Below are 13,723 nucleotides of genomic sequence, written 5' to 3'. Positions count from 1 at the left end.
ATCGCTCTCGAAATCCGCTGAAATCGAGACAGCGGCGTCTACAGGCCGGACGACTTGAATGATCGGGCGATGAACCTGCCCGCATCGCTTCCCCCTTGCGCAAACCTCCCCCGCGTCTTCCCGGGCAAGGCGAAGCCGCGACCCGGGACCGGAGAGCCACGGCGGTCGTGGCATGGTTCCGGAGCGCACCTCACAGGCCCTCGGCTCTCCGATCCCGCATCTTCGCTTACGCTTCGTGCGGGATGACGCCGGAGAGGTTGGAGCGCAGGAGCATCCGCTGAGGGTGCCAATGGGTCCCGGCTCTCCGGCTTCGCCTACGGCCGGGATGACGGCTGAGGGGCGGGGCGGCGTCGTGGGCCTCCGGTCTCGCCGGGATGACGGCGTGAGAAAGTGGCACGCCCTTACATCCTCTCGGCCGTCACCCCGGGCAAGCGCAGCGAGACCCGGGGCCTATTGGCTGCCAGAGCGGCGGCGGCGCGCGCCGCGCCGTCCCTCCTAGGACACTTCGCAGGACCGCACGAGCAACGACGCTGAGGGGGCCAATGGGTCCCGGCTCTCCGGCTTCGCCTACGGCCGGGATGACCTCTGAGAGGGAGGCGGGGCCGTTCCCTGCGGACGGGAAGGCTGCCGGAAATGCGTTCCGCCAAGTCTACCTGTTGAGCTGTTCGTAGAGGTCGTCCCACTCAGAATTGAACGCGTCGATCGCCTGGATCTTCCACTCCCGCTTCCAGCGTTTCAGGCGCTTTTCCTGCGCGATTGCCTCGTTCACGGACGAATGTTCCTCGTAATAGACGAGGCGGCCGACGCCATGTCGGCGAGTGAAACCCTCGCCTTGCCCTTCGCGATGCTCGAAGACCCTCCGGGCAAGGTCGTTGGTCACCCCGACATACAGCGTGCCATGGTGTCGGCTGGCGAGAATGTAGACGAAGTATGCCATCCCGCGATGGTTGTGGCAGGTTGCAGAAATTGCAAGCGGTGAACCGTGGAGGCTGGAGCGCACCACACCTGCTGAGGGTGCCAATGGGTCCCGGCTCTCCGGCTTCGCCTTCGGCCGGGATGACCTCCGAGAGGGAGCCGACACCAGCCCCCTTACAGCCGGACCGGCTGGCCGCTCTGGGCGGAGAGCGTTGCCGCGTCGGCGAGCCGCTGCGCCATCAGTCCGTCATGGCCGCTCGGTGAGGGCAGGGTGGTGCCGCGCGCGCAGTCGATGAAGGCGGCGAGCTGCAGCCGGTAGGCCTGGGCGTAGCGCTCCAGGAAGAAGTTCTGGACCGGGTCGGCGGTGAAGCCCGAGGCGGTCGCCAGTTCCACCGTCGTCTCGTGCTGGTTGCCGGCGCGCAGCAGGCCGAGCGAGCCGTGCACCTCCACCCGCTGGTCGTAGCCGTAGGTGGCGCGGCGCGAGTTGGAGATCTGGCAGATCTTGCCGCGCGCGGTCTTCAGCAGCACCGCGGCGGTGTCGACATCGCCCGCCTTGCCGATCTCAGGGTCGACGAGGGCGGAGCCGACCGCGTGCACCTCCACCGGCTCGTCGCCGAGCAGGAAGCGCGCCATGTCGAAGTCGTGGATCATCATGTCGCGGAAGAGGCCGCCCGAGCGCTCGATATAGGAGACCGGGGGCGGGGAGGGATCGCGCGACAGGATCGTCACCAGCTCGACCTCGCCGATCCGCCCTTCCGCGATGCGCGCGCGCAAGGAGGCGAAATTCGGGTCGAAGCGGCGGTTGAAGCCGATGAACAGCGGCACGCCGGCCGCCTCGACCACCTCAAGCACGCCCTCGATGCGCTGCGCCGACATGTCGACGGGCTTTTCGCAGAAGATCGCCTTGCCGGCTTTGGCGGCGCGCTCGATGAAATCCGAGTGGGTGTCGGTCGGCGAGGCGATCAGCACCGCGTTCGATCCCTTGCCCTCCAGCGCCTCGTCGAGCGAGATCACCGGCGCGCCGAGGCGCGTTGCAAGGGTTGCGGCGGCCACTTCCACCGCATCGCAGATGCCGGCCAGCCGGACGTCGTTGGTCTCCGCCGCACGCGCGGCCAGATTGGCGGCGTGGATCTGGCCGATCCGGCCCGCACCGATGACAGCTACAGACAGCAAGGTCTTGATCCTTTCGAGGAACGTTTATTCCATATTGACGCAATCATAGAATTTGCGTTTCATCCACGCAAGATCGCATGCACCGGCATGCGGGCCGTTTCCGGACGTTACGCACCGGTTTCGGCCGGGTATCGCGTGCCGGACACTGTCGCAAGGAGACAGCGCCATGACCAGCCCGGACGGGTCCCTCGGTGTCGGCCTGATCGGCACCGGCTACATGGGCAAGTGCCACGCGCTGGCCTGGAATGCGGTGCGCGCCGTCTTCGGCGATGTGGCGCGTCCAAGGCTCGAAATGCTGGCGGAGGTCAACGAGGATCTGGCCCGCCAGCGGGCCTCGGCCTTCGGCTTTGCCCGTGCCACTTCCGACTGGCGGGCGCTGGTGAACGACGCGGGCGTCGATGTGGTGTCGATCACGACGCCGAACGCGTTTCATCCGGAGATGGCGATTGCCGCGCTGCAGGCCGGCAAGCATGTGTGGTGCGAAAAGCCGATGGCGCCGGCCCTTGCCGATGCGCAAGGGATGCTGGCGGCGGCGCGCAGCAGCGGGCGCATCGCGGCGCTCGGCTACAACTACATCCAGAACCCGGCCTTTCGCGAGATCGCCCGCATGATCGCGGATGGTGCCATCGGCGAGCCCATCCAGTTCCGCGCCGAGATGGACGAGGACTTCATGGCCGACCCGGAGCAGGCCTTCTATTGGAAGAGCGAGGCGAGTTCCGGCTACGGCGCGCTCGACGATTTCGCCGTGCACCCGCTGTCGCTGGCGCACCGGCTGTTCGGCAAGGCGGAGCGGGTGTTCTGCGACATGGCGAAGCCCTATGCCACCCGGCCGCTGGCCGAGGGCGGGCGCCGCGCCGTGGAAACCCACGACATGGCCAATGTCCTGCTGCGCTTTTCCGGTGGGCTGCAGGCGAGCCTGCTGGTCAACCGGTCGGCCTGGGGGCGCAAGGGCCGCATCGCGCTGCAGGTCTTCGGCTCGAAGGGCTCGATCCTCTACGACCAGGAGCGGATGAACGAGATCGAGCTGTACAGCGCGACCGGCGATCCCGCCCGCCAGGGCTTTACCCGCATTCTCACGGGACCTGCGCACCCGCCCTATGGCAGCTTCGTGCCGGCGCCGGGCCACGGTCTCGGCTTCAACGATCTCAAGGTGATCGAATGCCGCGAGTTGATCCGCCTCATTCGGGGCGAACCGGCGAGCCTGATCACCTTCGAGGAGGGGATCGAGATCGAGCGCACGGTGCATGCCGCTGCCCGGTCCTTTGCCAGCGGCGGCTGGGAAGAGGTCGGCTGATCAGCTCGCCTGCGAGCGGCGCTCGGCGATCTCGCGGGCCTCGGTCAGCGCTTCGGTCAGCACCGCATCGACCTCCGGCCCGCCCATCTGGCTGACGTTGAAGCGCATGAATCCGGTCTGCGTCTGCGCCGCGCTGAAGGCGTTGCCCGGCGCCAGCACGATGCCCCGCTTCAGCGCGGCACGGGCGACATCGGCCGCATCCAGCCCCTCCGGCAGCCGGCACCACAGGTAGAAGCCGCCGCGCGGCTCCAGCCACGGCGTGATGCCGAGCGCGGCAAGGCGTGACGTTGCCTGCCGCCGCGCCCGCGCAAGACGTCCCTGCAGGGCGGCGACATGCTTGCGATAGCCGCCGTCGGCCAGCACGACGCGCAGCAGCTCCGCCGCCATCGGGCTCGGCCCGCCGAAATTCGTCGCCACCTGCAGGTCGATCAGCGCGGAGATCCAGTCGGGCCGGGCGGCGATGTAGCCGCAGCGGGCCGAGGCCGACAGCGTCTTCGAGAAGCTGCCGATGCGGATCACCCGCTCCAGCCCGTCGAGCGCGGCAAGGCGGGGGGAGGGCTCCGGCTCGAAGGCGGCGAAGATGTCGTCCTCGATGATGGTGAGATCGTGCTGGGCGGCAAGGACCAGCAGGCGATGCGCCACGGGAGCCGAGATGGTCGCGCCGGTCGGATTGTGCAGGGCGGAGTTGGTGAGGTAGAGGCGCGGCCGCGCGCTCGCCAGCACCTGCGCGAACCGCTCCGTATCCGGCCCCTGCGGGGTATAGGGAACACCGACGATCCGCACCTGATGCGCCCGCAGCAGGGCCTGGAAGTTGAAATAGCAGGGGTCGTCGACCAGCACCGTGTCGCCGGGGCGCAGCAGCAGCCGGCAGATCAGGTCCATCGCCTGCGTCCCCGAACCGGCCAGCAGGATGCGGTCGGGCGGCACGTCCAGCCCCTGCTCGGCAAGATCGCGAGCGATCAGGCGGCGCAGCTCGCCCTGGCCTTGCGCGCTGCCGTAGTCGGTGAGCGTTTCCGCCTCCACCCGCGACAGGGCGCGCAGGGCCCGCCGGAGAGCATCGGTCGGCATCCAGTCGGCCGGCAGCCAGCCGCAGCCGGGTTTGGGCAGGGCGGGATCCGCATCCAGCGCCTGCCGCGAGATCCAGAACGGGTCGATGGCCCGGTCGAGCCGAGGCCCGCTTGCCGCGATCTGCAAGGGCTGGGGCGTGTCCAGCACGAAGAAGCCGGAACCGCGCCGGGCCGCGATCAGCCCGTCGGCGGCCAGCCGGTCGTAGGCCTCCACAACGGTGGAGGGCGAGACCTGCATGGAGGCGGCGAGCCCGCGGATCGAGGGAAGGCGCTCGCCCGGCGTCAGCGTCCGCGTCTCGATCCGCCTGCGGATCGCGGCCATCACGGTTTGCGTGCGGGTGCTCCGGGTCATCCTGTTGCCCATCTGTATGGTCGATTGCATCAGTACAGTTTTGATCGATTGTACTGGTCTGTACCTGTCTTAGCCAGCGCTCCTGCGCCACACCTTGCGGATGATGGACAGAAACAGTGGCATGCACTCACCTCTCGCCGCCTGGGGCAACGGTCTCCTCGGCGTTCTGATCTTCAGCGGCTCGCTGCCGGCGACCCGCGTCGCGGTCGGCGGGTTCAGCCCGCTGTTTCTCACCTCGGCGCGCGCGGTGCTGGCGGCGCTGATGGCCGGCGCGATCCTTCTCGTGCTGCGCCAGAAGCGCCCGGCGGCGAACGACGTGGTGCCGCTGGTGCTGGTCGCGCTCGGCGTCGTCGTCGGCTTTCCGCTGCTCACCGCGATGGCGCTGGAGCACGTCACGGCGGCCCATTCCATCGTCTTCATCGGGTTGTTGCCGCTGTCGACGGCGATCTTCGGCGTGTTGCGCGGCGGCGAGCGGCCGCGTCCGCTGTTCTGGGCGTTTTCCGGCGCCGGCGCGCTGGCCGTCGCCCTCTTCGCTGTGCAGGGCAACGGCGGGATCTCGCTGGTCGGCGACCTCCTGATGCTTGCGGCGATCCTCGTCTGCGGCTTCGCCTATGCGGAAGGCGCGCGGCTGGCGCGTCGTCTCGGCGGCTGGCAGGTGATCTGCTGGGCGCTGGTCTTCTCCCTGCCGCCGATGGTCGCGCTGGCTCTGCTGGTCCACCCGCAGACGCTTGCCGGCATCGCCATGCCCGCCTGGGCCGGCCTTGCCTATGTCTCGGTCTTCTCGATGCTGGTCGGCTTCTTCTTCTGGTATCGCGGCCTTGCGCTCGGCGGCATTGCCGGCGTCGGCCAGCTGCAATTGCTGCAGCCCTTCTTCGGCCTGCTGCTGGCCGGCCTGCTGCTCGCCGAGCCGGTCGCCCCGTCGATGATCGCCGTCACCGTCTTCGTGGTGGCCTGTGTCGTGGGCGCGCGCCGCTTCGCCTGAGGTGCGCTCAGGAGAAGATCCCGCGTTCGCTCGCCACCGCCTCGGAGATGAAATCCGCGACCACGCGCACGCGCCCAAGGTCGCGGACGCTCTCATGCAGCACCAGCCAGTAGCCGCGCGAGATCGTGCGCTCGGGCAGCACCTGCACCAGGTCGGGGTCGCTGCGGGCGATGAAGGCATGCAGGATGCCGATGCCGGCGCCGGCGCGCACCGCCTCGGTCTGGCCGAGCGCGGAGGCGATCTCGAAGCGCGGCTGGAAGGCGCGGTCGATCTCCTCGGCATAGGCGAGCGCGCCGGAATAGACGAGATCCTCCACATAGCCGACCAGCGCGTGCGACTTGAGTTCCGCAGCGGTTTTCGGCGTGCCGGCGCGGGCGAGATAGGCGCGCGAGGCGTAGAGGCCGAGCGTGTAGTCGACCAGCTTGCGCGCCACCAGCCGGCCATGGTCCGGCCGCTCCACGGTGATGGCGATGTCCGCCTCGCGCCGCGACAGGGAGACCGCACGGGGAACGGGGACGAGCTGCAGCGTCAGGGCCGGGTGGCGCTCGGTCAAGGTGCCGAGGCGCGGGGCGAGGAAGGCGACGCCGAAACCGTCGGGCGCGCCGATCCGCACCGTGCCGGAGACCGCGACATCCGCATCGCCGATCTCGGCGCGGGCCTCCAGCATCTCCGCCTCGATCCGCTCGGCGGTGGCGAGGAACCGTTCGCCCGCCGTCGTCAGCGCCGAACCGGTGGTGCGCCGGTCGACCAGCTTCACGCCGAGATCCTCCTCCAGCGCGCTGAGGCGGCGCGCCACGGTCGCATGATTGACGCCGAGTGCCCTTGCGGCGGCCAGCAACTGTCCGCTGCGCGCCACGGCGAGGAAAATGCGTGTATCGTCCCAGTTCATGCGCGTTCTCCGGCAGGCCTTAAGGGGGCAACTGAGGATCAGCGCTAGCATGGCTATAAATTTCGCACAACGGATGCGGCTTTCCGCCTATTGTGCGCAACAAAAAACGAAGGCATGACAGTGTCAGCCTCGGACGTGGCATCTGGCCGCGAGAAGCTGCGCGCTCCATCGTGCGGGCTGCGCCACAAGGGAGAGAACGACCCATGAAGACAATCGGACATTTCATCGGCGGCAAGCATGTCGAGGGCACCTCGGGCCGGTTTGCCGACGTCTACAACCCGGCCACCGGTGAGGTTCAGGCCAAGGTGGCGCTCGCCTCGCAGGCAGAGCTGCGCGCCGCGGTCGAGAACGCCGCAGCCGCCCAGCCGGCATGGGCCGCCCAGAACCCGCAGAAGCGCGCCCGCGTGCTGATGAAGTTCGTCGACCTGCTGCATCGCGACATGGACAAGCTCGCCGAGGCGCTGTCGCGCGAGCACGGCAAGACCATTCCGGACGCCAAGGGCGACATCATCCGCGGTCTCGAGGTTGCCGAGTTCTGCATCGGCGCGCCGCACCTGCTGAAGGGCGAGTTCACGGAAGGTGCCGGCCCCGGCATCGACATGTACTCCATGCGCCAGCCGCTGGGCGTCGTTGCCGGCATCACGCCGTTCAACTTCCCGGCGATGATCCCGATGTGGAAGTTCTGCCCGGCGATTGCCGCCGGCAACTCCTTCATCCTGAAGCCGTCGGAGCGTGACCCGTCCGTGCCGATGATGCTGGCCGAGCTGATGATCGAGGCGGGCCTGCCGGCCGGCGTCCTCAACGTCGTCAACGGCGACAAGGAAGCGGTCGACGGCGTCCTGGACGATCCGGACATCATGGCGGTCGGCTTCGTCGGCTCCACCTCCATCGCGGCCTACGTCTATTCGCGTGCCACCGCCAACGGCAAGCGCGCGCAGTGCTTCGGCGGCGCCAAGAACCACATGATCATCATGCCGGATGCCGACATGGACCAGGCGGCCGATGCGCTGATCGGCGCCGGCTATGGTGCTGCCGGCGAGCGCTGCATGGCGATCTCGGTTGCCGTCCCGGTCGGCGAGGAAGCCGCCAACGCGCTGATGAAGCGCCTGATCCCGCGCGTCGAAGCGCTGAAGATCGGGCCTTACACCGCCGGCAACGATGTCGACTTCGGCCCGCTCGTCACCGCCCAGGCGCTGGCTCGCGTCAAGGGCCTGGTCGACCAGGGCGTGAAGGAAGGCGCGACGCTCGCAGTCGACGGCCGCAACTTCACCATGCAGGGCTACGAGAACGGCTACTTCATGGGCGGCTGCCTGTTCGACAACGTCACCAAGGACATGTCGATCTACAAGGAAGAGATCTTCGGCCCGGTGCTCTCCGTCGTGCGCGCCAAGGACTATGACGAGGCGCTCGAGCTGCCGATGAGCCACGAATACGGCAACGGCACCGCGATCTTCACCCGCGATGGCGACACGGCCCGCGACTTCGCCAGCCGCATCAACATCGGCATGGTCGGCATCAACGTGCCGATCCCGGTGCCGCTCGCCTACCACACGTTCGGCGGCTGGAAGAAGTCCGGCTTCGGCGATCTCAACCAGCACGGCCCGGATGCGTTCCGCTTCTACACGCGGACCAAGACGGTGACCTCGCGCTGGCCGTCGGGCTTGAAGGACGGCGCCGAGTTCGTCATTCCGACCATGAAGTGAGCCTTGGTCCGGCCCTTCGGGGCCGGACCGATCGTGCCGGTGGCACGATCGCGAGTGCACGCGGGCGCCAGTCCGCGCCACGACCGCCACCCGGAAATATTGCGAAACCCGCTTCGGCCTGGCCGGGGCGGGTTTTTCCTTGCGCGAGGAGGGGAGCCGGCTGGCATGGCGCGGGAGCTTGAAAACGCTTCCTGATCCACCTGTCCGCCCGGCCTTCGGCGACACGTCCGCCTTGCTAAATATGCCGTGGCTTGTTTACCTGTCGCCCAGGGGCAAACTGGGCTGGCAGCGGGGTCGGGAGGCACTCTCCTCGTCGTCGGCGACTGGACGGAAAATTCACAGGTCGGGCAATACGGAAGCGAGTAGATTTATGTCGAAGCGTGAAGTGGTGTTCCTGTCGGGGGTGCGTACGGCCATCGGGTCGTTCGGCGGTGCCTTGAAATCCGTGCCGCCGACCGAGCTCGGCGCCAAGGTCGCTGCCGAAGCTGTGCGCCGCTCGGGCGTCGAACCCCAAGAAATCGGCCATGTCGTCTTCGGCCATGTCATCAACACCGAGCCGCGCGACATGTATCTGGCGCGGGTTGCGGCGGTGGATGCCGGCATTCCGGTGGAAACCCCGGCGCTGACGCTGAACCGGCTTTGCGGTTCGGGCGCGCAAGCCATCGTCTCGGCGGCGCAGTCGATCCTGCTCGGCGATGCCGACTACGCGCTCGCGGGCGGCGCCGAATCCATGAGCCGTGCCCCGTTCTCCAGCCCCGGCGCCCGCTTCGGCGTGAAGATGGGCGACGCGGTGATGCACGACATGATGCTCGGCGCGCTGAACGATCCGTTCGGCGGCGGCCATATGGGCATCACGGCGGAGAATGTCGCCGCCCGCTACAACATCAGCCGTGAGGCGCAGGATTCGCTCGCGGTGGAGAGCCAGCACCGGGCGGGGCTCGCCATCCGGGACGGGCGCTTCAAGGAGCAGATCCTGCCGATCGAGGTGCAGGCCGGGCGCACCGCCGTCACCTTCGACACCGACGAGCATGTGCGGGCCGACACCTCGCCCTCGACGCTCAGCAGCCTGCGTCCGGTCTTCCGCAAGGACGGCTCGGTGACCGCCGGCAACTCGTCCGGCATCAATGACGGTGCGGCAGCGGTGGTGCTGGCCGACCGGGCGCTGGCGGAAGCGCGCGGGCTGAAGCCGATGGCCCGGCTGGTCGGCTACGCCCATGCCGGCGTCGAGCCGGACGTGATGGGCATCGGCCCGGTCCCGGCGGTGCAGAAGCTGTTCGAAAAGACCGGCCTCACGGCCGCCGATTTCGACCTCATCGAATCGAACGAGGCCTTCGCGGCGCAGGCCTGTGCGGTCATGCGCGAGCTCGGCTTCCCCTCCGACCGGGTCAACCCCAATGGCGGGGCCATCGCGCTCGGCCATCCGGTCGGCGCCACCGGCTGCATCATCACGGTCAAGGCGCTCTACGAGCTGGAGCGCACCGGCGGCCGCTACGGCCTGGTCACCATGTGCATCGGCGGCGGCCAGGGCATTGCGCTGGCCATCGAGAACCTGAACGTCGACTGATCGGGCGCGGGGCCTTTTCCTTTGTTGAAAAGGCCCCATCTGCCTGTCGGTCGCTGCCCGCCGCGGATAGGACGGGTGGGGCGTTGCGTTGCCCGATCATGGAATCCAAGGACATGACCCTGTCGGCCCTGCGGCTTGCCGCCGCCCTTGTGCTCGTCCCGCTCGCGGGCGTTCCTTCCGCGCTCTCTCAAGCCGCTTTTCCTGACGGGGCTCCCTCCGGCGGGTTCTCTCTGTCGGACGGCGCGGACCATCCGCTTGCCGGGCGTGTCTGGTCCGTCGCAAGGTCCGCCTTCGTGCCGCCGGCCGAGGTGGAAACGGCGGTGGCCCGCGCGCGCTTCGTGCTGCTCGGCGAGATCCACGACAACCCGGACCATCACGCGCTGCAGGCGCGGCTGTTGGCGGCGGCGACCGGCGAAGGCGCGCGCAAGCCCGCCGTGGTGCTGGAGATGCTGCCCCGCGACCGGCAGGGCGATGTCGATGCCTATCTCGTCGAGGGCAAGGGCACGGCGGAGGGTTTCGGCGAGGCACTTCGCTGGGCGGAGAGCGGCTGGCCGGATTATGCGATCTACCGGCCGGTGATCGAGGTCGCGGTCGCGCAGGGCTTGCCGGTCGTTGCCGGCGATACGCCGCGCGGCGAGCGCCGCAGGATCGCGGCCGAGGGCATGGCGGCGCTCGGCGCGGACGAGGTGACGGCGCTGCGGCTTTCCGAGCCCTTGGGCGAGGCGGCGGACGGTGTCATGCTCGACACCCTGTTCGACGGTCATTGCGGGATGATGCCGCGCGAGGCGCTGACGCCGCTCGTCGCCGTACAGCGCCTGCGGGATGCAAGGCTTGCCGATGCGATGATTTCAGCGGGCGATGAAGGGGCTGTCCTGATCGCAGGCAGTGGCCATGTCCGCAAGGATCTCGGCGTGCCGCGCTATCTCGAATGGCGGGCGCCGGACGCGGAGGCCGTTGCCGTCGGCTTCGTCGAGGTGAGGGAAGGCGAGAACGAGCCCTCGCTCTATGCGGACGGAACCGCGGACCTTCCGCCCCCTTACGACTATCTCTGGTTCACGCCCCGCAAGGATCGCGGGGATCCTTGCGAGGGACTGAAAGAGCGGTTCGGCGGCAAGAAGTAAGGGCCGCAGGCGAACGGCTCAGGGGGCCGGGGCGGCCGGTTGCGGCTGGGATGCCGGCGCCGCCACGGCGCCCGGACCCAGCAGGGCCAGATCGTAGCACTGCCGGATCTGCACGGCCTGGTCGGGCGTCAACTCCTGCCCCTGTACCGAGAATTCCTCGAACGTCACCTTGTAGTTCGAAGACGTGATGACCGAGTTTTGGGAGACGCGGTACGGCTTCGGCACATTGGCCTGCTCGACGCAATTTGCGTAAGCCATCAATTCCTTGGGGGCTTTTGCTCCGCCGCAGGCGGCAACCAGAGAGGCCGAGGCAAAAACAAGGGCAAGCGTAGTCAATCGGTGCATGCTGAACTTCCATGACATGAAATGAAAGACACTGTGACGGCCGCACCATAGGCGAGCATCGCCACGAGGTCTTCCCCTCATGTCATGTTTTTCGCCCGCCGTCAGGCGGCGGCGGGATCAGCGCGACGGGTCGCTGCCGGCGGCGGCAAGACGCGGCGTCTCGCCGGTCTCGTCGTCCGGGTCCTCGTCCTTGCGTGCGGCCGGGGCGTCGTCCTCGTCGTCGTCCTGGGCGTCGTCCTTCGTTGCCGCGCGCGGCGGAGCGGGCGGCCTCGGCGCCGGGGAACCGGCGGTGTCCGTCTGCGGCGCACCGGACGCCGGGCGCGCGTCCTGCGCGGCGGCTGCAGCCACCGCCGCAGACGGGGCCTCCGCCGCCTCCGGCCGGTCATAGGCGCTCTTGCGCCGTGCCAGCACCTTGGCCCGCGCCCGGTTGCGGCGGATGCGTCCGGCGATCCGGCGGGCGACCTTGTAGATGTCCTCGCGCGAGAAGAAGAAGGGCAGGGTCGGTTCCGCCGGCTCGACATGCTCGACGGCAAGGCCGACGGCGGTGATGACGTGGTCGTCATCGATCGCGCGCACCACCAGGTCGATGTCGCCATAGGCGACGCGGTCGGTCGGCTCCACGTCGTCGCCGAGCTCGCGCATCATGAAGGCGCGCAAGGTCAGGTCCGCATCGCCCTTGTTGACGTGGAAGCCGTAGAGCGCGCCCAGTTCCGCCAGCCGGGTCTCCGGGTCGAGGTCGAAGTCGCCGAACAGCGCCGGGTCGTTCTCTTCCTGCGTCGCGGCGGCGAACAGCGTGTCGAGCACCGGAACCTGGCGCGGGCTGGCGAGGATGTAGAGCCGATCGCCGGGCTGCGGCTTGCCGGCCTTCTGCAGGCGGATGTTGCGGCCCTCGCGCAGGATCAGCACCGGCCGCGCCCAGCGGGGAATCCGCTCGCCCCGGGCGACCGGGCTTGCCGGATGAACGGTGTAGCCGACCAGTTCCAGGTCCTGTCCGCCGGGCAGCTCCAGCTCGATACGGTCGACCGGCCCCATGCGCGCCGGCACGGTCAGCTTCAGCCAGCGTGCCATCGGGCGGATCGTCCAGCCCTGCAGCACCAGCGAGGTCAGCACGATGAGGAACGTGACGTTGAAGATCTCCTGCGCATTCGGCAGGCCGGAAATCAACGGCAGGATGGCGAGCAGGATCGACACGGCTCCGCGCAGGCCGACCCAGGACACGAAGGCGATCTCGCTGCGGGAAAAGCCGAAGGGCATCAGGCAGAGCCAGACCGCAAAGGGGCGGGCGAGGAAGATCAGCACGGCGGCAAGGCCGAAGCCCTGCACCGCCACGTCGCCGAACTGCGAGGGCGCCGCCAGCAGGCCGAGCGTGACGAACATGCCGATCTGGCTGAGCCAGGTCGTGCCGCCCTGGAACTTCTTGAGCGAAGGCTGCTGGCGCATGCGGACATTGCCGCACAGGATGCCGGCGACATAGACCGCCAGGAAGCCGCTGCCGCCGACCAGGGTGGTCACGGTCATCAAGACCAGCGCAAGCGCCAGCACCAGGATGGGATAGAGCGCGGCCTCGAGCTTGATGCGATTGACGATCTGGACGATGGCATAGCCGCCGGCCAGGCCCGCCAGCAGGCCGAGGCCCATCTGCCGGACGAATTCCAGGATCATCTCGGCGCCGGCCGCGGCGTCCGCTTCCATCGAGCCGGCGGTGATCATGCCGATCAGCGTCACCGTCAGGAAGATGGCCATGGGGTCGTTCGAGCCGGATTCGACTTCCAGCGTCGCGGAGATCATCTCGCGCAGGTTCACCCCGCCGACCCGCAGCAGGAAGAACACCGCGGCCGCGTCGGTCGAGCCGACGATGGCGCCGAGCAGCAGCCCGTCGGTCCAGGCCCAGCCGAACAGGTAGTGTGCCGCCGCGCCGACGACGCCCGCCGTCAGCACCACGCCCAGGGTCGCCAGCGCCACGGCGGGCGCTGCGGCCAGGCGGAACGTCGCCAGCCGGGTGCGGAATCCACTGTCGAACAGGATGAAGGTGAGGGCGATGGAACCGATGAAATAGGCGGCCCGGGTGTCGGAGAAGGCGATGCCGCCCGGTCCGTCCTCGCCGGCGGCAAGGCCGACCACGAGGAACACCAGCAGCAACGGGGCGCCGATACGGAAGCTCACCAGCGATGTGAACACCGAAAGGGCGACGAGCCCGGCGGCGATCAGGATCAGCAGGTTGAGCGTCTCGAACATCGGCGGGCATTCTCCGGGCGCGTGCGATCGCGCCGTGTCTGGACCGTGACGACCTCTCGGTTATCGGCAAATCGCGCCCGAAG

The 13,723-nt window shown here is 68.6% G+C and carries 11 protein-coding genes; 5 read left to right on the top strand and 6 right to left on the bottom strand.

The annotated features are described in order from the left end of the window. Window positions 1-649: 649 nt before the first annotated feature. On the bottom strand, window positions 650-937 hold the full coding sequence (locus ACVJ6E_RS00660) for a GIY-YIG nuclease family protein (protein WP_120268250.1): 288 nt from the start codon (window positions 935-937) through the stop codon (window positions 650-652). Window positions 938-1,089: 152 nt separating this feature from the next. Further along, entirely contained in the window at window positions 1,090-2,088 is a 999-nt protein-coding gene (gene iolG / locus ACVJ6E_RS00655; protein WP_067222328.1) for an inositol 2-dehydrogenase, read from the bottom strand. A gap of 166 nt (window positions 2,089-2,254) precedes the next feature. Here iolG and ACVJ6E_RS00650 point away from each other — a divergent pair, with 166 nt between their 5' ends. Then, a complete protein-coding gene (locus tag ACVJ6E_RS00650) occupies window positions 2,255-3,382 on the top strand; it encodes a Gfo/Idh/MocA family protein (protein ID WP_120268249.1) in 1,128 nt (375 codons plus the stop codon). Here the strand turns inward: ACVJ6E_RS00650 and ACVJ6E_RS00645 are convergent, their stop codons facing one another. Then, on the bottom strand, window positions 3,383-4,801 hold the full coding sequence (locus ACVJ6E_RS00645; protein ID WP_120268248.1) for an aminotransferase-like domain-containing protein: 1,419 nt from the start codon (window positions 4,799-4,801) through the stop codon (window positions 3,383-3,385). A gap of 121 nt (window positions 4,802-4,922) precedes the next feature. Here ACVJ6E_RS00645 and ACVJ6E_RS00640 point away from each other — a divergent pair, with 121 nt between their 5' ends. Further along, on the top strand, window positions 4,923-5,783 hold the full coding sequence (locus ACVJ6E_RS00640) for a DMT family transporter (RefSeq protein WP_120268247.1): 861 nt from the start codon (window positions 4,923-4,925) through the stop codon (window positions 5,781-5,783). A 7-nt stretch (window positions 5,784-5,790) separates the two neighbouring features. Here the strand turns inward: ACVJ6E_RS00640 and ACVJ6E_RS00635 are convergent, their stop codons facing one another. Continuing rightward, the gene (locus ACVJ6E_RS00635; protein ID WP_067222336.1) at window positions 5,791-6,672 is read right to left on the bottom strand and encodes a LysR family transcriptional regulator; all 882 of its coding nucleotides are present in this window, start codon (window positions 6,670-6,672) and stop codon (window positions 5,791-5,793) included. 203 nt (window positions 6,673-6,875) lie between these two features. Here ACVJ6E_RS00635 and ACVJ6E_RS00630 point away from each other — a divergent pair, with 203 nt between their 5' ends. The 3 genes from ACVJ6E_RS00630 to ACVJ6E_RS00620 all read left to right on the top strand — a co-directional run bounded on the left by ACVJ6E_RS00630 (window position 6,876) and on the right by ACVJ6E_RS00620 (window position 11,060). After that, window positions 6,876-8,375, top strand: a complete 1,500-nt coding sequence (locus ACVJ6E_RS00630; protein ID WP_120268246.1) for a CoA-acylating methylmalonate-semialdehyde dehydrogenase — start codon at window positions 6,876-6,878, stop codon at window positions 8,373-8,375. A 370-nt stretch (window positions 8,376-8,745) separates the two neighbouring features. Further along, window positions 8,746-9,939 carry an acetyl-CoA C-acyltransferase family protein gene (locus tag ACVJ6E_RS00625; protein ID WP_120268245.1) on the top strand — a complete coding sequence of 398 codons (1,194 nt, stop codon included), beginning with the start codon at window positions 8,746-8,748 and terminating at the stop codon, window positions 9,937-9,939. Window positions 9,940-10,052: 113 nt separating this feature from the next. Then, window positions 10,053-11,060 carry a ChaN family lipoprotein gene (locus ACVJ6E_RS00620; protein ID WP_158592659.1) on the top strand — a complete coding sequence of 336 codons (1,008 nt, stop codon included), beginning with the start codon at window positions 10,053-10,055 and terminating at the stop codon, window positions 11,058-11,060. A gap of 18 nt (window positions 11,061-11,078) precedes the next feature. Here the strand turns inward: ACVJ6E_RS00620 and ACVJ6E_RS00615 are convergent, their stop codons facing one another. Both ACVJ6E_RS00615 and ACVJ6E_RS00610 read right to left on the bottom strand, forming a co-directional pair. Then, window positions 11,079-11,405, bottom strand: a complete 327-nt coding sequence (locus ACVJ6E_RS00615) for a hypothetical protein (protein WP_147421841.1) — start codon at window positions 11,403-11,405, stop codon at window positions 11,079-11,081. Between the two features lie 117 nt (window positions 11,406-11,522). Then, complete coding sequence (locus tag ACVJ6E_RS00610; RefSeq protein ID WP_120268242.1) at window positions 11,523-13,640, bottom strand: potassium/proton antiporter; 2,118 nt, start codon at window positions 13,638-13,640, stop codon at window positions 11,523-11,525. Window positions 13,641-13,723: the final 83 nt, after the last annotated feature.

The sequence above is a fragment of the Stappia sp. G46H5W genome (genome assembly GCF_058448995.1).
The sequence above is the reverse complement of the archived record's forward strand: the minus strand, read 5'-3'. Positions and strand labels throughout refer to the sequence as shown.

Bases quoted from the DNA above. Each gene is read 5' to 3' on its own strand.
- ACVJ6E_RS00660 (WP_120268250.1), bottom strand. From the start codon at position 937: ATGGCATACTTCGTCTACATTCTCGCCAGCCGACACCATGGCACGCTG.
- ACVJ6E_RS00650 (WP_120268249.1), top strand. From the start codon at position 2,255: ATGACCAGCCCGGACGGGTCCCTCGGTGTCGGCCTGATCGGCACCGGC.
- ACVJ6E_RS00645 (WP_120268248.1), bottom strand. From the start codon at position 4,801: ATGACCCGGAGCACCCGCACGCAAACCGTGATGGCCGCGATCCGCAGG.
- ACVJ6E_RS00640 (WP_120268247.1), top strand. From the start codon at position 4,923: ATGCACTCACCTCTCGCCGCCTGGGGCAACGGTCTCCTCGGCGTTCTG.
- ACVJ6E_RS00635 (WP_067222336.1), bottom strand. From the start codon at position 6,672: ATGAACTGGGACGATACACGCATTTTCCTCGCCGTGGCGCGCAGCGGA.
- ACVJ6E_RS00630 (WP_120268246.1), top strand. From the start codon at position 6,876: ATGAAGACAATCGGACATTTCATCGGCGGCAAGCATGTCGAGGGCACC.
- ACVJ6E_RS00625 (WP_120268245.1), top strand. From the start codon at position 8,746: ATGTCGAAGCGTGAAGTGGTGTTCCTGTCGGGGGTGCGTACGGCCATC.
- ACVJ6E_RS00620 (WP_158592659.1), top strand. From the start codon at position 10,053: ATGACCCTGTCGGCCCTGCGGCTTGCCGCCGCCCTTGTGCTCGTCCCG.
- ACVJ6E_RS00615 (WP_147421841.1), bottom strand. From the start codon at position 11,405: ATGCACCGATTGACTACGCTTGCCCTTGTTTTTGCCTCGGCCTCTCTG.
- ACVJ6E_RS00610 (WP_120268242.1), bottom strand. From the start codon at position 13,640: ATGTTCGAGACGCTCAACCTGCTGATCCTGATCGCCGCCGGGCTCGTC.